The sequence below is a fragment of the Streptomyces sp. NPDC007901 genome (assembly GCF_042959465.1).
Lineage (GTDB): Bacteria > Actinomycetota > Actinomycetes > Streptomycetales > Streptomycetaceae > Streptomyces.
Window position 1 is genome coordinate 676,762 of record NZ_JBIBKW010000001.1, and the last position, 25,034, is coordinate 701,795.

General features: G+C 68.8%; 29 protein-coding genes and 1 pseudogene. 13 read left to right on the forward strand and 17 right to left on the reverse strand.

Annotation, left to right across the window (positions count from 1 at the left end; translation table 11 throughout):
• Positions 1–200: 200 nt before the first annotated feature.
• Positions 201–353: a hypothetical protein gene (locus ACFZDK_RS03305; protein WP_390969244.1), complete on the reverse strand. Its 153-nt coding sequence runs from the start codon at positions 351–353 to the stop codon at positions 201–203.
• Positions 354–471: 118 nt separating this feature from the next.
• Between ACFZDK_RS03305 and ACFZDK_RS03310 the strand changes: the two genes are divergently transcribed.
• Together ACFZDK_RS03310 and ACFZDK_RS03315 are read left to right on the forward strand one after the other, a co-directional pair.
• A complete protein-coding gene (locus ACFZDK_RS03310; protein ID WP_390969246.1) occupies positions 472–735 on the forward strand; it encodes a hypothetical protein in 264 nt (87 codons plus the stop codon).
• A gap of 231 nt (positions 736–966) precedes the next feature.
• Positions 967–1,419, forward strand: coding sequence for a hypothetical protein (locus ACFZDK_RS03315; RefSeq protein WP_390969248.1), 453 nt, complete (start codon positions 967–969; stop codon positions 1,417–1,419).
• Positions 1,420–1,485: 66 nt separating this feature from the next.
• On the opposite strand, the gene ACFZDK_RS03320 is transcribed toward ACFZDK_RS03315, so the two are convergent.
• The 3 genes from ACFZDK_RS03320 to ACFZDK_RS03330 form a co-directional block, all read right to left on the reverse strand.
• Positions 1,486–1,851, reverse strand: a complete 366-nt coding sequence (locus ACFZDK_RS03320) for a hypothetical protein (protein WP_316779214.1) — start codon at positions 1,849–1,851, stop codon at positions 1,486–1,488.
• A gap of 237 nt (positions 1,852–2,088) precedes the next feature.
• On the reverse strand, positions 2,089–2,226 hold the full coding sequence (locus ACFZDK_RS03325; RefSeq protein WP_390969250.1) for a hypothetical protein: 138 nt from the start codon (positions 2,224–2,226) through the stop codon (positions 2,089–2,091).
• Between the two features lie 30 nt (positions 2,227–2,256).
• On the reverse strand, positions 2,257–2,619 hold the full coding sequence (locus ACFZDK_RS03330) for a hypothetical protein (protein WP_390969252.1): 363 nt from the start codon (positions 2,617–2,619) through the stop codon (positions 2,257–2,259).
• Positions 2,620–2,744: 125 nt separating this feature from the next.
• Between ACFZDK_RS03330 and ACFZDK_RS03335 the strand changes: the two genes are divergently transcribed.
• Complete coding sequence (locus ACFZDK_RS03335) at positions 2,745–3,338, forward strand: DUF4291 family protein (RefSeq protein WP_390970087.1); 594 nt, start codon at positions 2,745–2,747, stop codon at positions 3,336–3,338.
• Between the two features lie 138 nt (positions 3,339–3,476).
• On the opposite strand, the gene ACFZDK_RS03340 is transcribed toward ACFZDK_RS03335, so the two are convergent.
• A complete protein-coding gene (locus ACFZDK_RS03340; RefSeq protein WP_390969254.1) occupies positions 3,477–3,896 on the reverse strand; it encodes a hypothetical protein in 420 nt (139 codons plus the stop codon).
• Positions 3,897–3,947: 51 nt separating this feature from the next.
• On the opposite strand from ACFZDK_RS03340, the gene ACFZDK_RS03345 reads away from it, so the two are divergent.
• The 3 genes from ACFZDK_RS03345 (at position 3,948) to ACFZDK_RS03355 (ending at position 6,112) form a co-directional block, all read left to right on the forward strand.
• A complete protein-coding gene (locus ACFZDK_RS03345) occupies positions 3,948–4,487 on the forward strand; it encodes a 2'-5' RNA ligase family protein (RefSeq protein ID WP_390969256.1) in 540 nt (179 codons plus the stop codon).
• A gap of 243 nt (positions 4,488–4,730) precedes the next feature.
• The gene (locus tag ACFZDK_RS03350; protein ID WP_390969258.1) at positions 4,731–5,354 is read left to right on the forward strand and encodes a hypothetical protein; all 624 of its coding nucleotides are present in this window, start codon (positions 4,731–4,733) and stop codon (positions 5,352–5,354) included.
• A 113-nt stretch (positions 5,355–5,467) separates the two neighbouring features.
• Positions 5,468–6,112 (forward strand): methyltransferase domain-containing protein, encoded by a 645-nt coding sequence (locus ACFZDK_RS03355; RefSeq protein ID WP_390969260.1) that lies wholly within the window; start codon positions 5,468–5,470, stop codon positions 6,110–6,112.
• Between the two features lie 321 nt (positions 6,113–6,433).
• On the opposite strand, the gene ACFZDK_RS03360 is transcribed toward ACFZDK_RS03355, so the two are convergent.
• The 5 genes and pseudogenes from ACFZDK_RS03360 to ACFZDK_RS03380 all read right to left on the reverse strand — a co-directional run bounded on the left by ACFZDK_RS03360 (position 6,434) and on the right by ACFZDK_RS03380 (position 10,794).
• Entirely contained in the window at positions 6,434–6,994 is a 561-nt protein-coding gene (locus ACFZDK_RS03360) for a hypothetical protein (protein WP_390969262.1), read from the reverse strand.
• Positions 6,995–7,487: 493 nt separating this feature from the next.
• The gene (locus tag ACFZDK_RS03365) at positions 7,488–9,113 is read right to left on the reverse strand and encodes a M48 family metalloprotease (RefSeq protein WP_390969264.1); all 1,626 of its coding nucleotides are present in this window, start codon (positions 9,111–9,113) and stop codon (positions 7,488–7,490) included.
• Between the two features lie 89 nt (positions 9,114–9,202).
• A complete protein-coding gene (locus ACFZDK_RS03370) occupies positions 9,203–9,868 on the reverse strand; it encodes a hypothetical protein (protein ID WP_390969265.1) in 666 nt (221 codons plus the stop codon).
• Positions 9,869–9,885: 17 nt separating this feature from the next.
• Positions 9,886–10,550, reverse strand: a pseudogene (locus tag ACFZDK_RS03375) (hypothetical protein).
• Positions 10,551–10,650: 100 nt separating this feature from the next.
• Complete coding sequence (locus ACFZDK_RS03380) at positions 10,651–10,794, reverse strand: DUF4291 family protein (RefSeq protein ID WP_390969267.1); 144 nt, start codon at positions 10,792–10,794, stop codon at positions 10,651–10,653.
• A 74-nt stretch (positions 10,795–10,868) separates the two neighbouring features.
• Between ACFZDK_RS03380 and ACFZDK_RS03385 the strand changes: the two genes are divergently transcribed.
• The 3 genes from ACFZDK_RS03385 to ACFZDK_RS03395 all read left to right on the forward strand — a co-directional run bounded on the left by ACFZDK_RS03385 (position 10,869) and on the right by ACFZDK_RS03395 (position 13,870).
• Entirely contained in the window at positions 10,869–11,519 is a 651-nt protein-coding gene (locus tag ACFZDK_RS03385) for a hypothetical protein (protein ID WP_390969269.1), read from the forward strand.
• A gap of 225 nt (positions 11,520–11,744) precedes the next feature.
• Positions 11,745–13,265 carry a lysyl oxidase family protein gene (locus ACFZDK_RS03390; RefSeq protein ID WP_390969271.1) on the forward strand — a complete coding sequence of 507 codons (1,521 nt, stop codon included), beginning with the start codon at positions 11,745–11,747 and terminating at the stop codon, positions 13,263–13,265.
• A gap of 146 nt (positions 13,266–13,411) precedes the next feature.
• On the forward strand, positions 13,412–13,870 hold the full coding sequence (locus ACFZDK_RS03395; RefSeq protein ID WP_390969273.1) for a hypothetical protein: 459 nt from the start codon (positions 13,412–13,414) through the stop codon (positions 13,868–13,870).
• Between the two features lie 26 nt (positions 13,871–13,896).
• Here ACFZDK_RS03395 and msrA read toward each other — a convergent pair whose 3' ends face one another.
• The 3 genes from msrA to ACFZDK_RS03410 all read right to left on the reverse strand — a co-directional run bounded on the left by msrA (position 13,897) and on the right by ACFZDK_RS03410 (position 17,535).
• Positions 13,897–14,565 (reverse strand): peptide-methionine (S)-S-oxide reductase MsrA, encoded by a 669-nt coding sequence (gene msrA / locus ACFZDK_RS03400; RefSeq protein WP_390969275.1) that lies wholly within the window; start codon positions 14,563–14,565, stop codon positions 13,897–13,899.
• Positions 14,566–14,689: 124 nt separating this feature from the next.
• Positions 14,690–16,324: a M48 family metalloprotease gene (locus ACFZDK_RS03405; protein WP_390969277.1), complete on the reverse strand. Its 1,635-nt coding sequence runs from the start codon at positions 16,322–16,324 to the stop codon at positions 14,690–14,692.
• A gap of 92 nt (positions 16,325–16,416) precedes the next feature.
• Positions 16,417–17,535 carry a hypothetical protein gene (locus ACFZDK_RS03410; protein WP_390969279.1) on the reverse strand — a complete coding sequence of 373 codons (1,119 nt, stop codon included), beginning with the start codon at positions 17,533–17,535 and terminating at the stop codon, positions 16,417–16,419.
• A gap of 119 nt (positions 17,536–17,654) precedes the next feature.
• On the opposite strand from ACFZDK_RS03410, the gene ACFZDK_RS03415 reads away from it, so the two are divergent.
• A complete protein-coding gene (locus ACFZDK_RS03415) occupies positions 17,655–18,812 on the forward strand; it encodes a cystathionine gamma-synthase (RefSeq protein ID WP_365687146.1) in 1,158 nt (385 codons plus the stop codon).
• A 42-nt stretch (positions 18,813–18,854) separates the two neighbouring features.
• Here ACFZDK_RS03415 and ACFZDK_RS03420 read toward each other — a convergent pair whose 3' ends face one another.
• The 3 genes from ACFZDK_RS03420 to ACFZDK_RS03430 all read right to left on the reverse strand — a co-directional run bounded on the left by ACFZDK_RS03420 (position 18,855) and on the right by ACFZDK_RS03430 (position 20,332).
• On the reverse strand, positions 18,855–19,103 hold the full coding sequence (locus ACFZDK_RS03420) for a hypothetical protein (protein ID WP_390969281.1): 249 nt from the start codon (positions 19,101–19,103) through the stop codon (positions 18,855–18,857).
• Positions 19,100–19,606 carry a sigma factor-like helix-turn-helix DNA-binding protein gene (locus tag ACFZDK_RS03425; RefSeq protein WP_390969283.1) on the reverse strand — a complete coding sequence of 169 codons (507 nt, stop codon included), beginning with the start codon at positions 19,604–19,606 and terminating at the stop codon, positions 19,100–19,102. The genes ACFZDK_RS03420 and ACFZDK_RS03425 overlap by 4 nt, the downstream gene beginning before the upstream one ends.
• A gap of 225 nt (positions 19,607–19,831) precedes the next feature.
• Positions 19,832–20,332 carry a MarR family transcriptional regulator gene (locus tag ACFZDK_RS03430; RefSeq protein ID WP_390969285.1) on the reverse strand — a complete coding sequence of 167 codons (501 nt, stop codon included), beginning with the start codon at positions 20,330–20,332 and terminating at the stop codon, positions 19,832–19,834.
• A 161-nt stretch (positions 20,333–20,493) separates the two neighbouring features.
• On the opposite strand from ACFZDK_RS03430, the gene ilvA reads away from it, so the two are divergent.
• The 3 genes from ilvA (at position 20,494) to ACFZDK_RS03445 (ending at position 23,725) form a co-directional block, all read left to right on the forward strand.
• Entirely contained in the window at positions 20,494–21,723 is a 1,230-nt protein-coding gene (gene ilvA / locus ACFZDK_RS03435; protein ID WP_390969287.1) for a threonine ammonia-lyase, read from the forward strand.
• Positions 21,724–21,911: 188 nt separating this feature from the next.
• A complete protein-coding gene (locus ACFZDK_RS03440; protein WP_390969289.1) occupies positions 21,912–22,928 on the forward strand; it encodes an ATP-binding cassette domain-containing protein in 1,017 nt (338 codons plus the stop codon).
• Positions 22,929–22,945: 17 nt separating this feature from the next.
• Positions 22,946–23,725 carry an ABC transporter permease gene (locus ACFZDK_RS03445; RefSeq protein ID WP_390970089.1) on the forward strand — a complete coding sequence of 260 codons (780 nt, stop codon included), beginning with the start codon at positions 22,946–22,948 and terminating at the stop codon, positions 23,723–23,725.
• A 24-nt stretch (positions 23,726–23,749) separates the two neighbouring features.
• Here the strand turns inward: ACFZDK_RS03445 and ACFZDK_RS03450 are convergent, their stop codons facing one another.
• Entirely contained in the window at positions 23,750–24,955 is a 1,206-nt protein-coding gene (locus ACFZDK_RS03450; RefSeq protein ID WP_390969291.1) for a cytochrome P450, read from the reverse strand.
• Between the last annotated feature and the right edge of the window lie 79 nt (positions 24,956–25,034).

Sequence of the window (25,034 nt, forward strand, 5' to 3'; positions counted from 1 at the left end):
CGCTTCCCGCCGCAGCCTTCGCCCCTGAGGGACGCGCTGCCTATCGACGTCGTCGGCACGACACGATCGTCGTTGCGGCTCGGCGTACTCCGACGCGGCAGGCGTGTTCCGTTCGGCAGGTGCCGGACGCTCTTGCGGAGCTCCCGTGCGCGATCGGAGTGAGCTGTCGGCGGGACAACCGGGGGTGGTGGGTGAGCACATCATCGGATCACGATTCCGAAGGGCCACTGGCCGAATTCGTAGCCCTGAGGCAGGAGATCCTTCAACGGCAGACCACTCAGCACAACATCCCCGCGTTGCAACTGACCATCTCCGGTGCGGTGTTCAGTTTCTCGCGTTTCGTCGAGGACCATGTCGGTATCGGACAGCTGGGCCGTTACATCCGCGAACATCTGAGTCCACGCGTACCGGGAGGCCTCGGCTGGGAATCCTGGGTCGCCCCGGAACCCAGCCAGGTTCGGCATTCCGTGGTTGCTGTGGATCTATGCGTACTTCGTCACCTGTCCAGGGGTAGCGCTGCTCGCTCTCGGAGCGGCAGCTCCCGCAGCGTTCACGACGGACCATGGTCACCAGTCACTCGGTACGACGGTCGGCCTGGTGCTCGTGTGGCTGCTCGGTCTGACAGTGACGGTCCTGTGCTGTCTATTGCTGTGGCGAACGGCCAAGTCCACCCGGGCCCCCGACCCGGGCCAGCGCATCCGCCCACCGGAACCGCCCAGCGAGCCGGTGGACTGACGTCCGAGGACCTGCCTGCCGTCGATCGACGCAGGAAGCCGGGGCGATGCCCATCGGTACGAGACGCCAGGATGGGTGCAGGTCAGAGGCCACCCAAGCCACTGGAGTCTGTGAAAGCGGCTTGATGACCCATGTCAAGCCTCGCTCACAGACCTTCGCCGGACGGAGCGGCGGCACTCTGCTCTCTCCGCGGACTCCCGAGTGCTTGTCCTGGGTGGCAGGATGGTCATCATGGAGATCATTCCAGGACAAGGCGTAGCCCTCGTCAGAATCGGCGATCCGCGATCGCAGGTCGAGGAGCGCGTCGGGTCTCCGTATCACGGCCCGGGTGGACAGCGGGCCGTGTACACCACCTCACCCACACTGGTGATCACCTACGCGGCTGACGAGACGGTCGAACTCGTGGAGATCGGCTACGGCGGCGAAGGCGGCGATGCCGAAGCGCACTACGACGGGGTTCAGCTGACCCATCGCTTTCTGGATGACGTTGTCGCGGACCTCCACGCCCTCGGGCACTCAAGCACACCCTCGGACATCGGCCACGACTTCCACGCCGGCTTCTCCGTGTGGTCCATGCATTCGCTGTGGGCGCGCGACCTCGACCCGGAGGCCGGCGAGGACGACGAACGCGCGGTCTCCGAAGGAGTCTCGGTGGCGCCGTATACGTACTTCACTGAAGGGTAGGGAGAGGCAAGGAAGTGGCGGGCGTGTCCGGCGAGCGAAGGCACTCCGGTGCCACCTCTCCGCAGCTCAGCCAGTGCGCCGGTCCGTGGAGAGTAGCCACTGCCAGCGTTGACGTTCCGTGACGAGGGTGGCGGCCACGAGGAGAGACACGAGGACTGCCGCATAGATGGGCCACGCCAACCATGCGGCGATCGCGGCAGCAGCGAGCTGAAGCAGCACGAGCAGGATCGTGACCGTACCCGGAACAGGGATGATCACCTGCGCCTTGTCTCCCGGAGTGGAGAAGACGGCCGGGAGGCCGATCAGTACCGCCACCGCCAAGACGGCAAGCAGCCATGAGTACTTGGACAAGGCCCAGGGACTGGCCACCCAGGCGACGAGTTCCGCAGCGAAGCGCAGAACGGATGCGATGCGGTCGTCCGGTCTCTCCAAGTTCGCCCCCACAAGCTGTGTCGACCACCAGCGGGGGATCTTACGACCACGCCTTGGTGGTCCACGTCAAGGCGTGTTCACAGACCCTTTCGCGTGGCGGTGTCCAGGGCTCCGTACGCCTCCGTAGAGCCCCCAGTCATCCAGACCGGAGTAAATCAACACGGTGCGGCACGAGGGGGCAGAGAGGGACTCGGCCTCTCTCGCGTACAGGGCGACCAAGGAGTCGTTGCCCCTCCATCAGTTGTCCGTCATCCCCTTGACCTCCGCGACCGGCTCGAAGCCGTCCAGAGCGATCTCATCGACGCGATCGCCGATGACTCTGGTGACCTGCTGCGCCCACATCGACGCATGGTGGGCGAGAGCGACGGACTCCACCCACCCCTCGACGGTTCGGTGCAGGGGCGTTCAGCGATAGCCGTACACCCCGAACTCCCCGCCCGGTCCGATCATGAACGAGTAGGGGGTTGCAGTCCGATCGGTCCCTGCCGGGTACAACCATCCCTCGTTCAGCGAACCCTCTGGAAGATCGGAGTCCAGATACCTGGGTCCACCGTCATAGTGCGGAGCCGGAGGCAGCACGAGACCTCCCCAGCGCTCCTGATACTCCTTCACACGGTTGATCTGCACAGGCGGGACGCCGAGCGCAAGCCACTGCTCCGCAAGCCGGCTGACCGGCGGCACGTCGATCCTGATGCTGTGCGCGGTGATGAACGACCGCGCCCGACGCGTCAGTCCATCGAGTACGGCTTTGCTGAGATGTCGCTCCATGTACCGGACGCTACTTGGCCCGCACGGGCAACTGCCTGCCGTTTGCGGCCGACGTGCTCCGTCGGCTCGGGCAACGGGTCGAAAATCGGTGGTCACCTGAGCTGACCGAGCCCACGCTGTACGCCATGGAAGAACCGCTCCGCAGGATTCGCGCGCTCCACACGGCGTCCACGATCACCGTCTACCAGGCGTACTCCCCTGAGATCGGACTGCCCGCCATCCGAGACGGCCGTTTTCCGGCAGCGTGGAAGCCTGGCCGCATGACGTGGATCAAACCCAGTTTCATGTGGATGATGTACCGGTCCGGCTGGGGTACGAAGGAGGGGCAGGAGACCGTCCTCGCCGTCGAGATCACCCGCGACGGCTTCGACTGGGCACTGCGCCATGCCTGCCTGTCGAGTTACGTCCGCGGACTGCATCCCGACCGCGGCGTCTGGCAGCGTGACCTCAAGCGTGCACCGGCCCGTGTCCAGTGGGATCCCGAACGCGATCTGCACCTGCGTCCCCTGCCGCACCGCTCGCTGCAACTGGGGCTCTCGGGTGAGGCATCGTCGCGCTATGCGGACGAGTGGATCGTGTCCATCAACGACGTGACTCCGCTCGCCAACGAGATCCACGCACTCGTCAGGAACGGTGAACTGGACTCAGCCACCGGACTGCTCCCCCAGGAGCAGGGGTACCCCGCCAGTGCAGAATTCCTGGCCCACCTGTGTCCCTGACCTGCGATCACGGCACAACTGGGGCCATCATCCACGGGTCACATGGCGGCGCAGGTCTGTGAACGCTGCTTGATGACCCATGTCAAGCCTTGTTCACAGCCCATTTGGCGATACTCCTCTGATTTAGCTGGACCAGCATCAGGCATCAGGCGCGTAGTACGCGGCGTACCAGGCCGAGTGCGCTGCTACGGAGAAATCATCGAAGTCGCCGGCCGCTGCGCAGCGGAGCAGTCGTTGCAGTGCCGCTTCGGCTTCGGGCAGACGCCGACTCGACAGGAAGGCCTTGGTCGTGGCCAGTCCGCTGCCGCACAGCAACTGGACGTCGATCGAGCAGTCGGCGTCCATACTGGCGGACTTGGCCTGCCAGATGAGCAGCACGTCCTCGAGGACCGCGGCGTTGAACAGCTGCACACAGCAAAGCTTCATCAGCTCAGTGTCGCCGTCTTTCTGCGCACGCTTCTCCAGCCGCGTGTGTGCGGTGAGCAGACCTCGTACTTCGTCCAGGTTCGCCCCGGTGGGGTGAAGGCCGTACCGGTGCAGGCTCTCGTCGTCGTTCATGGCGGTGATTATCAGGTCGCCGCCGGTCGGGCCCGCTGATAGACAGATGCGATGGCGGATGAGGACGCGCAGGGATTCCAGGCAGGGCAGTCGGGGCTGATCGTGAGGGTTCCGGAGGTGGAGCCCTTGGTGCGAGCATGGCGTGACCGGCTTGATCCCTCAGCCCGAGCGGGCGTTCCGGCGCATGTCACCGTGCTCTTCCCGTTTCTCGACGCGAGCCGCATTGACGAGGGTGTCTGCGCCGCGATCGGCAAGGTACTCGGTCGGCACCAGCCCTTCGAGGCCCGGTTCGACCATTGCGGCCGGTTCCCTGGAGTGCTGTATCTCGCACCCGAACCGGTCACTGGCTTCAGGCGTCTCACCGAGGCGATCGTGGAGCGGTGGCCGGAAAACCCGCCGTTCGGCGGGCAGTTCGAAGATGTAGTCCCGCATCTGACCGTCGCCCAGGGCCAGGACGAGGCCGTGGTGGAGAAGGCCGAGGCCGATCTGCTCACCGGTCTTCCCGTCGTCGCGCAGGTCTCGTCGGTCGACTTGCTGGTCCACGACGGGACGCGGTGGCGGCAGCGGGCTTCCTTCCCGCTGGGTGGATAGGCGCGGTTGCGCAGGTCGATATCGCCTGTGAGTGCACCCAACAGAGTTGATACAGGCCAGGCGTCAGGTATATGTCCCTGGAGGCTGTGAACGCGGCTTGATGGTCCACGTCAAGCCTCGTTCACAGACCTTTGGCTGGTATCGACATGAGGGGCTGCGCATCAAGCGGAACGCGGCCCCGCTCTGTCGCTGACCTTCAATAGCGGTGCGTCGTGTAGGCCACGGCCGTTAGGGTGCGCCGTCATGGGCACGGACATATACGGCGGGATCGAGTTTCGTCATACCTATGCCGGTACCGACGACTACGACGGCGAGCCATGGGTGGCTGCCATGGATCTGTGGCCGCTGTATGACGAGACCGACTACACGGCCTTCGGTCTTCTCTTCGGAGTACGCAACTACGCGGGCTTCCTGCCGCTTGCACCCGCTCGTGGTCTTCCCGCTGACCTGTCGAGCGGTATGCGCTTGCAGCTGGGCTCCTGGATCGAGCGGGGTGAGATGGACGCTGCGAGCTGGGTCAGCTGGGGCGAGCTCGCTTCCCTCGATCCCGCGACCGGGCCTGAGCATTTCGTCGGCCGCGTGACCTGGTACAAGAAGTCGCTGCCGTCGATACTGCACCGCCAGCCGGTATCCCATCAGTGGCCGTCGGAGTTCGTGTCCCTGGTGGGCGTGCCGCCTCTGGACTGTCACAACCCTTCAGAACGTGTTGAGTGGTTCACCGACGATCTGGTCTGTGTCTACGAACCACTGACCGCGGGCGCTGTCTTGGGTTCGGAGACTCAGTGGCCGCACGTCTTCGCTGTGATGAAGGCTCTGGCCGGCCGATTCGGTGACGACGGAGTCCGCTTGGTCGTGGCGTTCGACTGACTGCCGTCCCGTCTCGAAGGATCCGGTCCCATCTCAAGTGGCCTGATCTGACGCTTCGTTGGTCTCACTTGATCTGGTTCGCGATCCTGATCACTGCACTACTCTGTCGAGCCATGAACGCGGACCGCTGGTTGGCAGACACCCGGACCTCCTACGACACGGTAGCGGTCAGCTATGCCGACCAACTACGCGAGGCTCTGGCTGGGGCGCCGTATCTTCGGGCGGCTCTGGCGCTGTTCGCCGACTTGGTGCACACCGCTGGCGGTGGGCCGGTGGCGGACGTGGGCTGCGGACCTGGGCACGTCACCGCTCACCTGCACAAGCTGGGATTGGACGCTTTCGGTGTCGACCTGTCATCCGGAATGATCGACGTGGCTCGACGTGACCACCCCCGCCTGCGGTTCGAGGTGGGCTCGATGACGGACCTCGACCTCGCCGATGCTTCAGTGGTCGGCCTGCTCGCATTTTGGTCGTTGATTCACGTCCCCGACGAAGCAGTGCCCACGGTCTTCGGTCACTTCCGGCGCGTGTTGCGTCCCGGCGGACCACTGCTGCTCGGCTTTCACGTCGGCGACGGGTCGAGGCTGAAGACACAGGGCTACGGCGGCCACCCGATGAACGTCCACGTTCACCGCCGCCGGCCTGACCAAGTGGCGGCCTGGCTACGCGATGCCGGGTTCTCCGTCGAGGCCCACATGCTGATCGACCCCGACGAGAGCGTTCCAGGTGCAGTCCTCTTCGCACGCCGTCAGTCCTAGCCATGTCAGCGGTCCGGTTGCGGCCGACGACACAGCGAAGTCGCGCCACACAACTGGGACAGCCTCCGGCATCCGCTCGCACGGGGCCACATCACTTGAGCTTCCCGGTTTTCCCGCGTCTCAACTGAACTGGCCGCCACAGGCCAGCGGCCCGACTCGGAACCAGATCATTCAAGACGGAACAACTGCGCAGAGCCTCCCCGCAACCCGGCGAGCGATCCCTTGCGTGCCACCACTGCCGTGGAAGGGTCTGTGAACGCGGCTCGAAGACCCACGTCAAGCCTCGCTCACAGACCTTTCCGTGTGCCCAGCCTGCCTGAGTCAGAGCCGGGAGGCTTCCATCATCACGATGGAGACTGCGCCGTCGAGGGCATCTCGCCACAGCGCGGCGCGCTCCTCGTCGCTGGCGACATTGATGACCAAGTCAGCTAGCTCATGAGGTTCAGGCTGGGCAGCGGACCGTCCGCCCGGGGCTTCGACCGGTTCCAGCACCAACCTACGGAGGAGACGGCGAGTCTTGGCATCCAGTTCCTTTAGTACGACCGGGGGGAAAAGCTCGTCGGCGGCGTCAGCCGGCGGAAGGCCCTGAGAAGCGCGTACCTGGGCGTAGGAGCACAACCAAACTGCGGTTATCAACACGGTCAAGGTGCCGTCGTCGAACGTGACCCGTCTTTCCAGGTCGGCCTTGCACGGCTCGCAGCCCTCGTAAGCGGCGGCGAGTGCCTCGGCGATGTTGTTCTCATCTCCGGTGATCATCCCCTGCGCGCCATCGGGCAGGACGTGGCGGCCGTTCTTAGGACATGCGGTGATCTCAGGCGCGCGGGCTGGGCCCTCTACTGGGGCCGAACCAGACTCCTTGCCGGTGTCGAGTCTGTGGAACACCCAAGGGGGGATGCGAGTTCCGCGGTCGCAGGTGTTACACCACCACTGCTCGCTGTTGGTCCGCCGGTAGCCGTTGGTGGTTCCGCAGTGGCGACAGCACATCGAAGGTGTCATGGGACTCCTTCCCCCACATCCCACGCCATTTTCGAGGACAACTCTACGGTTCCATACGTCGCTTCACAGTCAAAGCATGTGCGTTCTCGGTTAGCGAGATGGCCGGCCCACGGACCCTCGCCCCGCGTTTCGAGCCCCGCGAGGCAGCGCCATGAGTAGTCGCCACACTGCGATCCCTCTGGCAAGCCCAACGAACCGAACCCTCGGGAGACCTGTGAAGGTACACCTACGTCACCGGAACGGCACGTTGCACCTCAGTCACGGATGCAGTCTGTGAGCGCGGCTTGATGACTCACGTCAAGCCGTGTTCACAAACCATTTGTCGAGTTGAAGCGGGCTGGAATCGTTGCGTTTGACGGGCGACCCGGCCGTACAGCGGCTATGCGGGCACGCAGTGAGGGGTGGCAAGCAGGGCGCGTAGCGGAGCGGTGTCGGGCGTGTCGGCGACGGCCGCGTCGATGGCATCGTCCATGCCCTTCTCCCACGACTCGGGCAGGAAGAGTCCGGGCTGCCCCGACCAGGCGATGTCCGGTTTGGCGTGTCCGGACTCGGCGAGGCGCAGGTGGACCATGCCCGCGAGTCCGTCGAAGATCTTGGGCCGAATGAAGTTGCGGGCGGACGGCCCGATCAGCCGCGCCGCCTGATACGGCTTGGGCATGCAGTCGGCGACCGCCATCCAGAGCAGGCCGCGGTCGAACGCGTCGAGTATCTCCTCCAAGCCGGGCAAGAGGCCGTCGGCCACCTCCTCGGCCGAGGCATCTCGGCGTACGGCCGCCGAATCACCTGCGCCTTGCGCCGATGAGCGAAGCGCCCTGGCCACGGCGACCCGCAGCGGCCGAGACCAGCCCTCGGCGTCGGCGACCGCGCGGGCCATGACGAGGTCGTCCCAACTCATGCGCCGCAGCCGCGCCGCCTCCTGCGGCAGCGTGCGCGCCTCCAGCGTGGCGAACACCCCGTCGGGGTCGCGCAGCAGGGTCAGCCCGGTCGGCTCGTCGGCCGATTCATCCGGCCGGCCATCGGTGGGCAACTGCTCGACAAAGGCGATCCGCTCGGCTATCGGCGGGTGCGAATCGTACTGGTGCGGCCGCGGCGGACGCTGCCCGGCGGAGAGCGCAGTGAGCCGCTCCCCTGTGCGGGCGGCGAGCAGCCGACGGAAACCGCCGTGCGTCTCGCCAACTGGCGGTAGCGCTCCCAGCGACCTACCCATCGCGGCGTACGTCTCCAGGTAGTGGGTGTAGGCCCCGGTGAGCACCGGAAGCATGCGCAGTGCAGCGGCCGTCGCGTCACGGCCCGCGTGCCGGGCGGCCATCTGGTCCGCGGCCAGCTCCTGGTGGCGAGCCATGGACTGCGAGGTGCGCAGGAACATCCGGGCGTAGCCGACGTACAGGGCACCGATCGCGTAATGCAGCCGGGTGCTGCCCTTCTGGAAAACCTCCACCGTGTGCAGTACTGCTTCCCGGCCGCGCATCGTGACACCGCCGAGCCGAGTGCCGAGGTTGCCGTAGTGCCCGAACTCGTGGGCGAGGACGGCGCGCAGCTGTGGGACGGTCAGCCCGGTGAGCAGCGGCAGGCCCAGGAGCATGCGGCGTCGCCCGTGGAGCAGGCCCAGCAGGCGGCTTTGTTCGGCGACCCCCGCGTTGACCTCAGCGACCAGGTAGAGCTCATCCGGCGGCCGCTGCCCCGTCGCTTCGGCAGCGATCTGTATCTGTTCCCACAGCTCGGGCTGGTCCTGCGGAGCGACCGCCACCGCGTGTGGCACCGGGCCCAGACGCCCGGCCCGTAGAAAGGCGAAGAGACCTCGCAGAATCGCCGCTGCCAGCAGAACGGTGACGGTCAGTACCGTGCCTTCGAACCAGGCCGCCTGCGCCGTGAACAGTCGTGTCATCAGCAGCCAGTCAAGTACCGCCATGGCCGACAGCAGAACCACGCCCATCAGAAAGAAGCCGACCAGCAACGCGAATGCGCGGACAGCACGCAGTCGAAACGTCATCGAGGAATCCCCCACTCACATGGTTCAGCAGCCCGAGGAGGCCAAAGCGCTCGCGGATACTACCTGCAGCTTTCCGAACGGGATACGTGCGGTGTTCGGCTACGTCAGTACCAGCGGACTTGGCCGGCAGCCCCATGGCCCGTGGAGGCGGCGTGGCGGAGAACGCGGAGCGGGCCGTCAAGTAGTTCGTCCGCGTTGTGGTCGGGGTCGTCACCCAAGCCGGTCATCCACGCGTGGATTCGCTCGATCGCGTCGCGACGTGGGGTTCCGGTCAGGACGAGGGTCTCCTCGACCGCGGGCAGTTGAGCACGGACTTGCTCGGCATCGAGAAGGAAGTCCCCGAACCAGCCCGGCAGCCGCAGCGTCGCATCGGGACCCAGTGCGTAAGCCAAGGCGGAGAACGGGTCGGCCTTGCGCGCCGTGGCCACGAACAAGCCCTCCTCCACATCGGGAGGAAACTGATCCATGACCGCGTCACGCAACTCCTCCGCGTGGTCGGAGTCGTCGTGGCAGGCGTCGAAGAGGGCGCTCAGCCGGAAGGCGTCATCGTCGGCGCTCCAATCGCCGGGAGAACTCGTCGACGGAGTGAACATGGACGACTGCGCCTTGCTTCGCCACCAAGCCAGCTCCCCAGGCACGTCAAAGTGCACCGTTGCCGACGCCGAGCTCTGGCCCCAAGCGCTCGGCAAATTCCGTACCTCCTGTTCAGGCACCGCGCCGACGATCCACACACCTGTGACGCTCAACTCCGCCTCCTTCTGCTCTTCCACCCGAACTCGGGCATGTCTCAGCCGCCGGTATGACGGTCGTCCGTACTGCGGGTCCACAGGGAGAGGTCGCTGCTCGTCGCTACGGCGATCGTTCGGCCGGAGGGGGAGAAACCGGCTGCACGGAATGTGGAGTAGTTCGAGTGGAAGAGAAGATGTGCCACCACTCCTCTCCGTGCGGACCCGCGTGGGGGAGCCCGCCGTCGCGGGACAGCAGGACCCGTTCGTTTGGCCAGGCCGGGGTGACGACTTCCAGGGCCCAGCCGTCTTCGGTGGTGGTGTGCAGCCCGCCGCCGAAGAGCCCGGCGATGCGTACGCGGCTTCCGGTGATCGGCCCAAGCCCGGGGCAGGACAGGTCGGCGACCGCGTCGGGGGTGCTGTGCTCGGGAGCGGGGTCGCGGTCCCTGGCGATCTTCTCGCCGGTCACGGCGTCGAAGAGACCGTGCCCGTCGGAGGAGACGACCATCACCAGATCGCGGCCGGTGTCGGGGGCCGTCGCGAAGCCGATCCCGAGCAGTCCGCCTACAGGGACGCCGTACTCGTACTCAAAGACGGGCCGCCAGGGTTCGGGCGCGGGCATCACCGGGGCCGCGAGAAGCCGGTTCCGCATCACCCGCTGGTAGGCCGAGAGTTCGGGCTCATGATCGGACTGCCCGACCGGGGGCGTCTCCTTCGTCCACTTCATCACGGGACCATGATCCTCGCCCCGGCAGGCCGGCCCGAAGGTGGCCTCGGTCCAGCGCGTAGGCATAGGTTCTTGTGGGTTGTGAACGCTGCTTGATGACTCACGTCATCCTGTCCCGCTTCCACGTGGTGGGAAACCTTCCTTCGCGGACGGCGGGCAGACCCAGTTCGGGAGAGTAGGCCTGGTGGACGGTGATGGTGGATGCTCCGTAGGTTGCGCGGATCTCATGTTGCGGTCGTTCCATGAGGTACAGGGTCGGCCCGGTCCGCACGGGCGGCCACCGATTTTCGATGCGGGGATGCAGGGGAGAAGTGTCACTTGGTCAACGACGTGCCGGACGGGCTGACCCGAAGAGCCCGGTCCTTCGTCAGTGTGCACGGCATCAAGGTCGATGTCCGGCCGGTCGCGGAGCACAGGCAGTGGTGGCTCGACCGGGAGGTCCCGTCGGCGGTGATCGACCGGATGGCGGCCTTTCAAGAACGTTGGGGCGGCCTGTGTCTGCCGCCCGCTCCGGCGTACGACGGAGGCCCCAAGTACTTCCATCCCGACGTGCCCGAAGGGTCGCCGGCCGAAGGATGGTCCTTTGAGGCAGGCGACCAACGGACCGCCGTCCCCTACTCGTTCATGATCGGGCCGGGCGGTGAGTTCGGCATCCATGCCGAGCGGTGGACACCCCTGCACGCGACCGTCGAGGGATGGATCGAGTCGCTCGCACTGGCCCACCATGCGTCCATGTGGGCCAGGCAGATCACCAGGGTCACCGGCGACGACGTCGACGGCATCGTCCTGGACGGTTACGAGCCTGTGCACGAGGTGAGGGGACTCGCGGACACCTGGTGGCGGGGACGGGACTCGTTGGTGGCCGTCTACTCCGGCGAGGCCGAGTGCCTGTCCTACCCCCGGGGCCGGACGGCGCTCATCTACTCGGGGCTCGACGAGTGGGGAATGCGCGGGGGAGTCGAGCCGTAGCAAAGCCGCGCACCGGTCTGCGTACTTTCTCCGGCCTGGCCGAACGGCAGGCGGGCGGCGGTCACCGAGTCGACGTGCGGCAACGAGCCCGCGTTCACGGCGACTTTCGGCTGCCAGGCAACCTGAGCCGACTTCTCACCCTTTTCACAAGTGGCACACAAGCACCTCTTCCCGTGCCTGCGAAACGTGCACGAATCGTCCCGACCAGACGCAGAGAGAGCACTCATGACCAGACACCACCCCACTGCCTTACGGCGTTCGGCGATCATCGCCGCCGCCGCCCTCACCGTCGGCGCCGCCGGAACCCTCGCCGCGCCCGGCGCGGGAGCGGCGACACCGGCGGGCACGCCGAAGCTCGCACTGATCGCCGCCACCCCCGCGGTGACCGTCGACCGATGGGAAGGCGAGCCGGGGGTCTACCTGGACCTCGGCACCTACGTCACGGTCGACGGGGGGCCGCTCGAGCTGCGGGTGACGCGCAAGTCCTACAACGACCCCGTCGTCGCGTCGCAGGTGATCCGCTCCGGCGGCCGGACGGTGACCAAGACCCTCCCGAAGGGCCTGGTGAAGGACTTCTCGGGTCTGCCGGGCTTCCTCAAGGTCAGCATCAGCGACGCGTCGGGCGCGAAGGTGGCGGACACCACGCAGTCGTTCTGCCCGAACAACCGGGCGGGCCGGATCCGGCCGGACGCCCCGGCCACCTCGAAGTACCCCGACGGTTGCTCCGACAACCCGTTCGCGCTCGGCGGGGTGTGGGGTGTCGAGAAGGGCTGGGCGGCCGCCACGTCCCAGGGCTTCCGCAGTGACAACGCGATCGACTTGCCGACCGGCGTCTACACCGCGAAGGTGTCGGTGGCGAAGAAGTACCGCGACCTGTTCGGAATGCCGGACAAGACCCAGACCGTCAAGGTGACGGTCCGCCAGCAGGACTCCGGCGGTGGCCAGGGCCTGGCCGGCGCCAAGCGCGGGCAGAAGAACGCGTCGAAGAGCCTGAAGCCGGCCGCCGGACGCCCGGTCGGCAGGGTGGCCGTGGCCGCCGACGTGCCCAAGCCCGACCTGCGTGCCCTCCCCGCGTACGGCATCGCGATCACCGACGGGGGCGAGGGCGGCGAGGGTGCCGTCGCAGGCAAGGATTACCTCGCCTTCAGCGCCACCGTCTGGAACGGTGGCCCCTCGCCGCTGGTCGTGGACGGGTTCCGCAAGCCGGGCGCGGAGAAGATGGACGCGTACCAGTACTTCTACGACGCCAAGGGCAAGCAGGTCGGGTACACACCCACCGGCACCATGGAGTGGGACCCGCGGGACGGCCACCAGCACTGGCACTTCAGCGACTTCGCCAGCTACCGGCTGCTCGGCGCGGACAAGAAGGAGATCGTCCGCAGCGGCAAGGAGGCGTTCTGCCTGGCCAACACCGACGCCATCGACTACACGGTGAAGAACGCCAACTGGCACCCGTACAACACCGACCTCGCCACCGCCTGCGGTGAGGAAACCGCCGTCTCGGTGCGCGAGGTGCTCGACGTCGGCAACGGCGACACCTACAGCCAGTACCGGCCCGGTCAGTCCTTCGACGTCACGGACCTGCCGAACGGCACCTACTACATCCAGGTCATCGCCAACCCGGACCACCGGCTCAAGGAGCAGAGCACGGCCAACAACGTCACGTACCGCAAGGTCGTCCTCGGCGGCACGCCGGGCGCCCGCACGGTGACCGTGCCGAAGTACGGCCTCATCGACGCCCCCTGATCCCCCGGCGGGCGGAGGCAGCCACCTCCGCCCGCTCACCGGCAGGACGCCCCCCGGTTCGTCCCGAACACGTCACTTGGCTTGACCCCCGTCCCACCAAGCCCGCAGTACCCACCCGGGTTTTCGCCGCTCGAAAGGTACTGCTGGTGCCGGCTCTCGATCGGGTAGCGGCTGGTCGCTCCCCGATTGCCGTTTCAGAGGCCGGCGGGGTTTCGAGGCAGCCGGTCTTGGTGGCTGTCACGCATTCGGTCGCGTTCGGCGGAGCTCGTTGCGATGACGTCTGCGCCGCCGTCGTATGGGTGGTGGATGCGGCCGAGTCCGCTGTCGGTGATGATCACTCCACTGAGTACGTCGTCTGCCACTTCGCGGAGGATGCTGTCGACCGTGCCTGGTCGCCAGGGGCGGCGGTCGGCGTAGAGGTGTGTGCAGCTGTGGAGCTCGGAGTCGGGATCGTCGTCGTACGCGAGCGTTGTCCATCGGGTGCCTTGGGGGTGCACCTTGTGCCGCTCTGGGGGGAGTTCCGGGACCGTTCGGTCGCCGTAGGCAGTGCGCAGTTCATGGGCGATCGGAGGGCCCTTCGGGAACTGGCGCTGCCACAGTGCTGACAGACGGTCTCTGTCCAGGTCGCTGCTCATCCCTCGGCCGGAGCCACGCCGATCGGGCAGGACACGCCCGTACCGCCCAACCCGCAGTAACCCGCCGGGTTCTTGTCGAGGTACTGCTGGTGGTATGCCTCGGCGGGGAAGAAGGGGCGGGCTTCGGCGGGGAGGATTTCTGTGGTGATGGGGCGGTGGTGGCCGGAGGCGGTGAGGGAGTTCTGGTAGGTCGTGCGGCCGGCCTGGGCGGTGGCTGCTTGTTCGGGTGAGTGGGTGTAGATCGCGGAGCGGTACTGGGTGCCGACGTCGTTGCCCTGGCGGAAGCCCTGCGTGGGGTCGTGGGACTCCCAGAAGGTCTTGAGGAGGCGGTCGTAGGAGATGAGCTTCGGGTCGTAGACCACGCGGACCGCCTCCGTGTGGCCGGTGAGGCCCGAGCAGACCTCCTCGTAGACGGGGTGCTCGGTGTAGCCGCCCTGGTAGCCGACGAGGGTCGTCCAGATGCCCGCCGGGAGTTGCCAGAACTTTCGTTCGGCGCCCCAGAAGCAGCCGAGGCCGAAGTCGGCGATCTCCAGGCCCTCCGGGTAGGGGCCCTGGAGCGGGGTGCCCAGGACGGTGTGGCGGTCGGGGACCTCGAACGCGGGCCCGGGCCGGCCCCGGAGCGCCTGCTCGGGGGTGGGCAGCTGAGGCGTGCGGCCGAAGAGCATGGGGTCTCCCTGTCGGTCTGGGGACGGGGCGGGTGGGGCGGGGCACCTGCTCTGCTGCGGCACCTGCCCTGCTGCGACACCCGCGACACTGGCGACAACGTGGTGGGTGCCGTGCGTATTTCGTTCAGGCGGGCTGGGGGGCCGGTGGCAGCAGGGCGCGCAGCGGGCCCGTGTCGGGGTGGTCGGCGAGCGCCGCGTCCACGGCGGCGCCCAGCGCGGCCTCCGTGCCCGCCTCGCCGTCGAGGTCCGACGCCGATCCGGGCAGACGCACCGCCGCCGGCCGCGACCAGGAGAACTCCCAGTGCAGCAGCGACCTCGCGCTGAACTCGGCCAGCACCATGCTCTGCAGCGAGTCCCGCAGCACCGGCCGTACGTACTTCCGGAACTCCTCGCCCTGCGCGGCCGCCGCCCGCTCGGACAGCGGCAGCCGCTGGGCCAGCTGCCACAGCTGACCGTCGTCGATCAGCGTGAGCAGCGCGGGCAGGGTCGGCAGGGCCTGGGTGTGGAAGGCCAGCGCACGGTGCAGCGGAGTGTCGAGCGTGGCCAGCCCCACCGCCATCGACGAGTCCAGCAGCGGCTCCCACCCAGGCGCGCGCTCGAACTGCCGTACCTCGTCGCACAGCACCTCGTCCTCCAGCGCGGCCAGCGTCCGGGCCGGGTCGGCGAGCAGCGCGAGCGCCGGGCCGCCGTCCTCGGCGCCGCGCCCGTCGGCGGGCAGCTCCTCGACGCGGGCCACCCGGTCGGCGATCGGCGGGTGGGAGTCGTACGGGGAGGCGGGCTCCGTCGGCAGTTTCTCCCGGAGCCTTGCCAGCTCCGCCTCGCGTGCGGTCAGCATGCGGCCGAAGCCGCCGAAGAACTGTCCGCGCGGCGGCAGTTGGCGGGCCGGGAGGCCGAGTGTCGCGTACGACTCCAGGTAGAAGCCGTGCGCCGCGGCCAGGACCGGGATCTCGCGCAGCGCCGAGGCGGTCGCGTCCCGGCCGGCGATCCGCGCGGCGGCCAGGTCGGCGGCGTACTCCTGCGCGCGGGCCGTCGACAGTGTGGCCCGCATGTAGAGCTTCGCGTACGCCGTGTAGACCGCCGCCATCATCCGGTACGTGAATCCGGCGCCGGCGGTGTCGACCTCCTTCGCCTTCTTGCCCTTCGCGGCCCGCTTGGCGGCGGCCTGCTCCTGCCGGGCGCGCTCGGCCGCCTCCTTGGAGTCGGCCTTCGCGTGGAAGTGGCCGACGGTCCGCCCGATCTGCACCCGGCCGCGCACGACGAGGGCCGACAGCCGGGTGTCACCGCCGGTGAAGTGGCCGTACTCATGGGCGAGTACGGCTCTCAGCCGGGCCTCGGTCAGGCCCGTCAGCAGCGGTACGCCGAGGTAGAGGCGGCGCGGTCCGGGGCGCAGGCCGAGCAGCCGGGGCTCCTCGCTGACCGCCGCGTTGACGTCACCGGTGAGCACGATGGTGTCCGGTGCGGGCGTGCCCGTCGCCGCAGCCAGCTCCCGTACCAGGGCCCACAACCGGGGCTCGTCGGCCTCCGTGACCACGAGGCCGGCCGGGCCCTCGCCCTTGGGTGTGCGCAGCATGAACATGCCCCGCACGATCGGGACCGCCAGCAGCAGCGAGACGATCACGGTCTTCCCGGCGACGGCGCCGGGCGCCCAGCCGAACGCCGCCACGTCGAGCGCGGCCAGCGCCGCCAGCAGGACGAGGCTCAGCAGATAGAAACCGCAGAGCAGAACAAGGGCGCGCAGCGCGCGCAGAGTTGCGCCCATCGGGCAGATCCCCCCACAGGACCCCGGAAACGGGAACCGACAACGAACGACATGCAGAACGGACTCAGCAGAACGGACTCAGCAGAACGGACTCAGCTGAGCAGCGACGCCGGAGTGCCGCCGTTCGCCTCGTATCCCGCCACCGCCAGCGCGCGGTAGAGGGCGAACTCGGCGGCCGGATCGGCGGACAGCGTCCACGGCAGGGCCCCCACATGCCCGTCCACGCGTATCAGCTCGCCCATGGCCTCCGCCCAGCGCTCGGAGCGCACCAGGAAGAACACCAGCAGATGACGGACGTGGGCGAGCATCGGGTCGTCCTGGCGGGCCGAGTGCACCGCGTGCAGGGCGCCGTGGATCGCCTTGGTGACGACCTCGCTCTGGTAGAAGCTCACCACCAGGTTCACCTCGGGGAGGTGCTCGAAGACCGCGAACAGCGGCATCGCGGCCAGCAGCGAGCCCTGCGGGGCGCGTGCGGCGGCGGCCTCGGCGAAGGAGTACGCCAGCTCGCGCGAGCCGTGCCACTTCTCGCACCAGTAGTGCAGCGCCGCCAGATGCGCCCCCATGTGCGTGGGTGCGCGGTCCAGGATCTTCAGCCACAGCTTCTCGAACTCCGACTGCGGGTAGTTCAGCCCGCGCGCCACCGACAGCTCGATGATGTACGGCACCGGGTCGCCGGGGGAGAGCAGCGCGGCCTGCCCGCAGGCGTCCCTGGCCTCCTCCATGATGATCCGGAAGTCGTCGGTGCCCGGCGTCGACGTCCGCCACGCCTGCTGGACCAGGAACTCGGCGTGCACGGCGGCGCCCCCCGCGTCCTTGGGCTGCTCGGCGCGCCACACCCGCAGCCACTGGCCGCCCGGCGTCTCACTGACCCCGCCGGGCCGCTGCTTGAGCTCCAGCGCCGCCGCGCCGGCGAAGGCCTGCACCCGCTGCCAGCGCACCTCGCCCGCGATCTCGGTGCCCGCGAGCAGCTGCGAGGCCGCGCGGTAGTCCTGACTGCGCTGCACGACGTCGAGGACGTCGAGCAGGTCCTGGTCGGGGCCGGGCATGCGGATGTCCAGGTCCTCCTCGCGCACGAAACCGTAGTCCGCCGGGTCGGCGGCGTCCGGGTGGCTCGGGTGGACCCGCTCGATCATGCCGCGCCGCCGCCGCAGGACGGGGAGCAGCGCGAAGCTCAGCAGGAGCAGCGCCATCAGGGTCCAGAGAATCGCCATGTCACAAGCGAACCAGACGGCGCCGGCAATTGGCCAACCGGTGCCCCGGCCTGTGGACGAGCGGCGCCCCGCCCTGTGGACAACGCGCCCGGGCCGCCGGAGCACTAGGCTCGTCAACCATGAGCGACAGGCACCACATCAGTCAGCACTTCGAGACGCTCGCCATCCACGCGGGCAACACGGCGGACCCCCTCACCGGTGCGGTCGTACCGCCGATCTACCAGGTCTCGACCTACAAGCAGGACGGCGTCGGCGGCCTGCGCGGCGGCTACGAGTACAGCCGTAGCGCCAACCCCACCAGGACCGCCCTGGAGGAGAACCTCGCCGCGCTCGAGGGCGGGCGGCGCGGGCTCGCGTTCGCGTCCGGGCTCGCGGCCGAGGACGCCCTGCTGCGCACGCTGCTCAGCCCCGGCGACCACGTGGTCATCCCGAACGACGCGTACGGCGGCACGTTCCGGCTGTTCGCGAAGGTCGTCTCTCGGTGGGGCGTGGAGTGGTCGGTGGCCGACACCAGCGACCCGGCCGCAGTGCGCGCCGCGATCACCCCGAAGACCAAGGCGGTCTGGGTGGAGACCCCCTCCAACCCGCTGCTCGGCATCACCGACATCGCCGCGGTCGCCCAGGTCGCCCACGACGCGGGCGCGAAGCTCGTCGTCGACAACACCTTCGCCACGCCGTACCTCCAGCAGCCGCTCGCGCTCGGCGCGGACGTCGTCGTGCACTCGCTGACGAAGTACATGGGCGGTCACTCGGACGTGGTCGGCGGTGCGCTGATCGTGTCGGACCAGACGCTCGGCGAGGAGCTGGCCTACCACCAGAACGCGATGGGCGCGGTCGCCGGGCCGTTCGACTCGTGGCTGGTGCTGCGCGGCACCAAGACGCTGGCGGTGCGCATGGACCGGCACAGCGAGAACGCCACGAAGATCGCCGACATGCTGAGCCGGCACGCGCGCGTGACGCGGGTCCTGTACCCGGGCCTGCCCGAGCACCCGGGGCACGAGACCGCCGCCAAGCAGATGAAGGCCTTCGGCGGCATGGTGTCCTTCCAGGTCAGCGGTGGCGAGGAGGCGGCCGTCGAGGTCTGCAACCGCGCCAAGGTGTTCACACTCGGCGAGTCCCTGGGCGGTGTCGAGTCGCTGATCGAGCACCCGGGCCGGATGACGCACGCCTCCGCGGCCGGTTCCGCCCTGGAGGTGCCCGCCGACCTGGTGCGGCTGTCCGTGGGCATCGAGAACGTCGACGACCTGCTGGAGGACCTGCAGCAGGCGCTCGGCTAGATCACCGGCTCATCACCGGCTGACCACCTGCTCACCGTCGGTTCACCAGCCGACGACGGGCGGGGTCGTCGTGGACGGCGGTTCCGCCCACGGGTGGACCGTCGCCGCCCAGACGGTGAACGCCACGGCCGCCGCGCACAGCAGCAGCCACAGCAGGCGGCGGGCCCGGCGCCTGCGCCGCAGGAGGCGACCGCCCCGGCGCAGGGCCTCGCCGTAGAGGTCGGGCGGCAGCGGGGGCGGTGTCCGTTCCATGATCCGCCGGGCGGCGGCCTCGCGTTCGACGCGGTTCACGACGGCGCCACCTTCGCCCCCACCACCCTGGGCGCGGCCTTCCTCGGCGGGTGCAGCAGGGTGGCCGTCGCCCGTTCGCAGAGGATGTGCACGCGTTCGGTGGGCAGGCCGAGCAGGGCCGCCGTCTGCTCCTCGGCGACCCCCTCGTACAGGCGGAGCACCAGGATCAGGCGTTCCCGTGGGGTCAGGACGGCGAGGGCGCTGCGGGGGTGCGGCCGGGTGCGGCTCAGCGGGCCGCCGTACTCGTGCCACGCGGAGTTCGCGAAGCGCAGGGCGAGGAACTGCCGGGCCTTGTCGTACGGGTCCTCGCCGTGCAGCCGGTCCCAGCACGCGTACGTGTGCGCGAGCGCACGGGTCAGCAGGCGGCGCGCGCGGGGGTTGGCGTCCGGGGCCTCGGCGGTGAGCAGGGTGGCGGCATGCAGCAGCCGTCCTGCCGCGCCCGCGACGAATGCCTCGAACTCCCGGGCCCGGCAGGCGTCTTGGAACGCCTGCCGATCGCGCACCGTGCCTCCCCGTCCACGGGCCCCCGGGACACGGGTACGGCGGGGCCCGGTCTCATATGAGGCCAGGGGCAGGCCCACGGTCAAGAGCCGCGCAGCACACGCGCGTGCCGGACACGCGGGTTCCCGTGCGCGGCGGCTGCACGAGGGCCGGTGGGTTCCCGTGCGCGGTGGCGGTACGAGGTTCGGCGGGCGCTCGTACGCCGTGGCGGTGCGCGGGGCGGGCGGTCAGGTGGCGGGCGGGGTGTCCGTGCCGGGCGGTACGGCCATGCGCGCGGAGAGGGCGGTGTTGAAGCGCGTGAGCAGCGCGCAGAACGCCTCGCGCTCCTCCGGCTCCCAGTCCTGCGTCAACTCCGCCATCAACTGGCGCCGTGACGAACGCACTTCCTCCAGCCGGGACAGCCCGCGCGGGGACAGCTGCAGCACCACGGCCCGCCCGTCCTCGGGGTGCGAGGTGCGCTTGACGAGCCCGGTGTCGACCAGCGGAGCCACCTGCCGGGTGACCGTCGAGGAGTCGATCCCCATGCTCGCGGCGAGCGCCTTGACCCCCATGGGGCCCTCGTTGTCCAGGCGGTTGAGCAGCAGATACGCGGCGCGGTCCATGGAGTTGCGCACCTGTCCGACACCGCCGAGCCGGGTCTGTTCGGCACGGCGGGCGAACACCGCCACCTCGTGCTGCAGCGTGTCGAGAAGACCGCTGTCACCGACGGTCGTCATGTCCATCGACATTTCAGGTGTTGTGGGCATGGCCGGGGGCTCACTTCATGAAGAGTGCTGTGGTGGGGGACAGAGTACGCGGACGGGGGGCGAGCCGTACCGGCGCTGCGCAAACCGGTCTCGGAGCTTGGTCACACCCGCGGCGGCGGCCTGTGAACTGCGAGACTTGAGTCATGAGCTACGGCACGGCTGACTCCTTGCGCCCCGTCACCCTCGACGACGTACGCGGCGCCCAGAAGATGCTCACGGGTGTCGCGCGGGCGACCGCGATGGAGGGCAGCAGGCACCTGTCCCAGCTGGTCGGCTCGCCGGTGCACCTCAAGTGCGAGAACCTCCAGCGGACCGGTTCCTTCAAGCTGCGCGGGGCCTACGTCCGGATCGCCGGGCTGCTGCCCGAGGAGCGGGCCGCCGGGGTCGTCGCCGCCAGTGCCGGCAACCACGCCCAGGGCGTGGCGCTGGCCTCGTCGCTGCTCGGTGTGCACGCGACGGTGTTCATGCCCAACGGCGCCCCGCTGCCCAAGATCAGCGCCACCCGGGAGTACGGCGCGGAGGTGCGGCTGCACGGCCAGGTGGTCGACGAGACGCTGGCCGCCGCCCAGGAGTACGCGGACGAGACCGGCGCGGTCTTCATCCACCCCTTCGACCACCCCGACATCATCGCTGGTCAGGGCACCGTCGGCCTGGAGATCCTGGACCAGTGCCCGGAGGTCGGCACGATCGTCGTCGGGGTCGGCGGCGGCGGGCTCGCGGCCGGGATCGCGGTCGCGGTGAAGGCGATCAGGCCGGATGTGCGGATCGTCGGCGTCCAGGCGGCGGGCGCGGCCGCGTACCCGCCCTCGCTGGCGGCCGGGCACCCGGTCACGGTGCGGCACCCGGCGACGATGGCCGACGGCATCAGGGTCGGACGCCCCGGTGACGTGCCGTTCACGATCGTCCGGGATCTCGTCGACGAGGTCCGCACGGTCAGCGAGGACCAACTCTCCGCCGCGCTGCTGCTGTGCCTGGAGCGGGCCAAGCTGGTCGTGGAACCGGCCGGCGCCAGCCCGGTGGCGGCGTTGCTCGCCGAGCCGGGCGCCTTCCCCGGACCGGTGGTCGCGGTGCTGTCCGGCGGCAACGTCGATCCGGTGCTGATGCAGCGGGTGCTGCGGCACGGCATGGCCGCGCAGGGCCGCTACCTGGCGGTTCGGCTGCGGCTGACCGACCGGCCGGGTGCCCTCGCCACGCTTCTGGGGGTGTTGTCAGTGGTCGACGCTAACGTCCTGGATGTGAGTCACGTCCGGACCGACCCTCGGCTCGGGCTCGCGGAGGCGGAGGTCGAGCTGCACCTTGAGACCAAGGGACCCGCACACTGCGTCGAGGTCGGCCACGCCCTGCGCGAGGCCGGATACACGGTCATCGACTGAATTCCGCCAGAATCCGTTCATTCACTCGTTCGGGAAAATCCGTCGACGGACGCGATACATCGCGTTATGGTGTGCCGCAGGGTTGTGGCCGTGCCCGCCTGCCGTCCCGCCGGCGAGAAACCATAGGCGGCCCCAAGAGTGCGAACCAAGCCCTTTTCCGAAGCATCCCCAACGACGTGGAGACTGATATGCCAGGCGCCATCTATGCCGAAGGCCTGGTCAAGACCTTCGGCGACGTAAAGGCACTGGACGGCGTCGACCTCGATGTCCCCGAAGGCACGGTCCTCGGACTGCTCGGGCCGAACGGCGCGGGCAAGACCACGACCGTCCGCTGCCTGACCACCCTGCTCCGCCCCGACAGCGGCAAGGCCGTCGTCGCGGGCATAGACGTGCTGAAGCAACCGGACGCCGTACGCCGCTCCATCGGCCTGTCCGGACAGTTCGCGGCGGTCGACGAGTACCTGACCGGCCGCGAGAACCTGCAGATGGTCGGCCAGCTCTACCAGATGAAGGGCAAGCAGGCGAAGGCCCGCGCGGTCGAGCTGCTGGAGCAGTTCCATCTCACGGACGCCGCCGACCGCCCCACCAAGACCTACTCCGGCGGCATGCGCCGCCGCCTCGACCTCGCCGCCGCCCTGGTCGTCTCACCGCCCGTGATGTTCATGGACGAACCCACGACCGGCCTCGACCCGCGCAACCGCCAGCAGCTGTGGGAGGTCATCAAGGACCTCGTCTCCGGCGGTACCACCCTGCTGCTCACCACGCAGTACCTGGAGGAGGCCGACCACCTCGCCCACGACATCGCGGTCGTCGACCACGGCCGGGTCATCGCCAAGGGCACCTCCGACCAGCTCAAGGCCCGCACCGGCGGCGAGCGCGTCGAGGTCGTGGTGCACGAGCGCGAGCACATCCCGACCGCCGCCGAGGTGCTGGCCGGCTTCGGCAAGGGCGAGACCTCCGTCGAGGAGCACACCCGCAAGCTGACCGTGCCCGTCACCGGCGGCGCCAAGCTGCTCGCCGAGGTCATCCGCGAGCTGGACACCCGGGGCATCGAGATCGACGACATCGGCCTGCGCCGCCCCACCCTCGACGACGTCTTCCTGTCCCTGACCGGACACGCGGCCGAGGAGAGGTCCGCGGACGACGGCGAAGCGGGCGGCCAGAAGAACACCCGCAAGGACAGCCGCAAGGAGGCCGTGAAGTGAGCGCCGTGAACGACTCCATGGTGGTGGCCCGCAGGAACCTGATCCGCATGGGCCGGATTCCCGAGATGCTCATTTTTGGGCTGATCCAGCCGATCATGTTCGTGGTGCTGTTCACCTATGTGTTCGGCGGTTCGATCACGGTCGGTTCGTCCAGTTCCACGCAGGCCTACCGCGAGTTCCTGATGGCGGGCATCTTCGCGCAGACGGTCACGTTCGCCACGGCGGGCGCGGGTGCGGGTATCGCCGACGACATGCACAAGGGGCTCATCGACCGGTTCCGGTCGCTGCCGATGGCGCGTGGTGCGGTCCTGACCGGGCGCACCCTCGCCGACCTGGTGCAGACGGCGCTCACCCTGGTGGTGCTGGCGGTCGTCGCGCTGATCGTCGGCTGGCGCACGCACGAGAACCTCGGCAAGGTGCTCGCGGGCTTCGGGCTGCTTCTGCTGCTCGGGTACGCGTTCTCGTGGATCGGCGCGCTCATCGGCCTGACCGTGCGCACCCCCGAGGCGGCGACCTCGGGCGGTCTGATCTGGCTGTTTCCGCTGACGTTCATCTCGAACGCGTTCGTGGACGCGAACCATCTGCCGGCCTTCCTGCGGCACATCGCGGAGTGGAACCCGTTCAGTGCCACGGTGCAGGCGTGCCGCGAGCTGTTCGGCAACCTTCCGCCGGGCTTCAACGCGTCCGACGCCTGGCCCATGCAGCACCCGGTCTGGGCCTCGCTGATCTGGTCGGTCGTGATCATCCTGGCCTTCCGGACGCTCGCGGTCCGCAAGTACCGCCGGGCAGCCGGCTGATCACGGCGGCCCGGCACACCGGGCCTACCAGGCCACCGGCAGCTCCAGCGGGAACCGCCTGATCGTCTTCGTGTCCCAGCGCAGTTCCTGCGGCTCCACCGCGAGCCGCAGGCCGGGGAATCTCTCCACCAGGCGGCCGATGGCCACCTCCAGCTCCGCCATGGCCAGCGGCATCGCGATGCACCGGTGTCCGCCCCAGCCGAAGGTCATGTGCGGAGCGCTGGGCCGGTCCAGGTCGATGACATGCGGGTCCGGGTAGCGCTCCGGGTCACGGTTGGCCGTCAGGTACGACACGTGCACGAAGTCGCCCGCCCTGATCCGCGCACCCTCCAGTTCCACGTCCTCCAGAGCCACCCGGGGGATTCCGACGCCCTTGCGGAACGGGATCCAGCGGAGCAGCTCGTGCAGGACGTCGGTGATGCTCTCGGGCCGGCGCCTCAGGTGCCGCATCAGCTCGGGACGGGTCAGCAGCAGATAGGTGATGTTGCTGATCTGGCAGGTCGCCGTGTCCTGGCCGCTGAGCGCCAGCGTCAGCGCCATCACCGCCAGCTCCCTGTCGTCGAGCTGCTCCTCGCCCTCCCGCGCCGCGGCCATCACGCTGATGAGGTCGGGGCCGGGTGAGGTCCGGCGCTGTGCGACGAGTCCGGCGAAGTACTCCGTCACCTCGGTCTTGGCCCTCGCCGCGGCCTCCTTGTTGCCCGCGCCGACGACGAGCAGCTGGAGCACGGAGGCCTGGATCCGGGGCCAGTCCTCCCGTTCGACGCCGAGCAGGTCCAGGACGGCGTGCTGGGGCAGCTTCTCGGAGAGGTGCCGGACCAGGTCCGCCGGCGCGCCCTCCTTCTCCATGCCGTCCAGCAGGCGGTCCGTGAGCCAGCTGATCCGCTGCCGCATCTCGTCGACATGTTGCTGGATGAAGGCCTGCGAGGCCAGGTGGCGGACGCGGCTGCTGTGCGGCGGGTCCACCACGTTGATCGATTCCGGCGAGACGATGGGCTCCGCTGTCATCCGGGGGTAGTCGTGACCGATGACGCCCGCCCTGCTGAACCGGGGGTCGATGGTCACCTGCTTGACGGCGTCGAAGCCGGTGACCAGCCAGGCGTCCGCGGCGCCATAGGGGAGCCGGATGCGCGCGGGGGAGCGGCGCCGCATCAGGGCCGCGAGCTCAGGATCGAAGTCGAGTGCTTCGCTGAAGTCGAACGAGCAGGTGATTGTCTCGTTGTCCGCGGCCATCAGCCGGTTCCTCCAGGCATGGGTGCGACGTCGGCGGTGCGGAGGCGGTCGAGCCTCCTTGCAGGATGCAAGCACGGGA

Excerpts from the sequence above, each read along its gene's own strand:
- ACFZDK_RS03305 (WP_390969244.1), bottom strand. The coding sequence starts at position 353 with ATGGTCCTCGACGAAACGCGAGAAACTGAACACCGCACCGGAGATGGT.
- ACFZDK_RS03315 (WP_390969248.1), top strand. The coding sequence starts at position 967 with ATGGAGATCATTCCAGGACAAGGCGTAGCCCTCGTCAGAATCGGCGAT.
- ACFZDK_RS03330 (WP_390969252.1), bottom strand. The coding sequence starts at position 2,619 with ATGGAGCGACATCTCAGCAAAGCCGTACTCGATGGACTGACGCGTCGG.
- ACFZDK_RS03335 (WP_390970087.1), top strand. The coding sequence starts at position 2,745 with ATGGAAGAACCGCTCCGCAGGATTCGCGCGCTCCACACGGCGTCCACG.
- ACFZDK_RS03340 (WP_390969254.1), bottom strand. The coding sequence starts at position 3,896 with ATGAACGACGACGAGAGCCTGCACCGGTACGGCCTTCACCCCACCGGG.
- ACFZDK_RS03345 (WP_390969256.1), top strand. The coding sequence starts at position 3,948 with ATGGCGGATGAGGACGCGCAGGGATTCCAGGCAGGGCAGTCGGGGCTG.
- ACFZDK_RS03350 (WP_390969258.1), top strand. The coding sequence starts at position 4,731 with ATGGGCACGGACATATACGGCGGGATCGAGTTTCGTCATACCTATGCC.
- ACFZDK_RS03355 (WP_390969260.1), top strand. The coding sequence starts at position 5,468 with ATGAACGCGGACCGCTGGTTGGCAGACACCCGGACCTCCTACGACACG.
- ACFZDK_RS03380 (WP_390969267.1), bottom strand. The coding sequence starts at position 10,794 with ATGGAACGACCGCAACATGAGATCCGCGCAACCTACGGAGCATCCACC.
- ACFZDK_RS03390 (WP_390969271.1), top strand. The coding sequence starts at position 11,745 with ATGACCAGACACCACCCCACTGCCTTACGGCGTTCGGCGATCATCGCC.
- msrA (WP_390969275.1), bottom strand. The coding sequence starts at position 14,565 with ATGCTCTTCGGCCGCACGCCTCAGCTGCCCACCCCCGAGCAGGCGCTC.
- ACFZDK_RS03405 (WP_390969277.1), bottom strand. The coding sequence starts at position 16,324 with ATGGGCGCAACTCTGCGCGCGCTGCGCGCCCTTGTTCTGCTCTGCGGT.
- ACFZDK_RS03410 (WP_390969279.1), bottom strand. The coding sequence starts at position 17,535 with ATGGCGATTCTCTGGACCCTGATGGCGCTGCTCCTGCTGAGCTTCGCG.
- ACFZDK_RS03415 (WP_365687146.1), top strand. The coding sequence starts at position 17,655 with ATGAGCGACAGGCACCACATCAGTCAGCACTTCGAGACGCTCGCCATC.
- ACFZDK_RS03430 (WP_390969285.1), bottom strand. The coding sequence starts at position 20,332 with ATGTCGATGGACATGACGACCGTCGGTGACAGCGGTCTTCTCGACACG.
- ilvA (WP_390969287.1), top strand. The coding sequence starts at position 20,494 with ATGAGCTACGGCACGGCTGACTCCTTGCGCCCCGTCACCCTCGACGAC.
- ACFZDK_RS03440 (WP_390969289.1), top strand. The coding sequence starts at position 21,912 with ATGCCAGGCGCCATCTATGCCGAAGGCCTGGTCAAGACCTTCGGCGAC.
- ACFZDK_RS03445 (WP_390970089.1), top strand. The coding sequence starts at position 22,946 with ATGGTGGTGGCCCGCAGGAACCTGATCCGCATGGGCCGGATTCCCGAG.
- ACFZDK_RS03450 (WP_390969291.1), bottom strand. The coding sequence starts at position 24,955 with ATGGCCGCGGACAACGAGACAATCACCTGCTCGTTCGACTTCAGCGAA.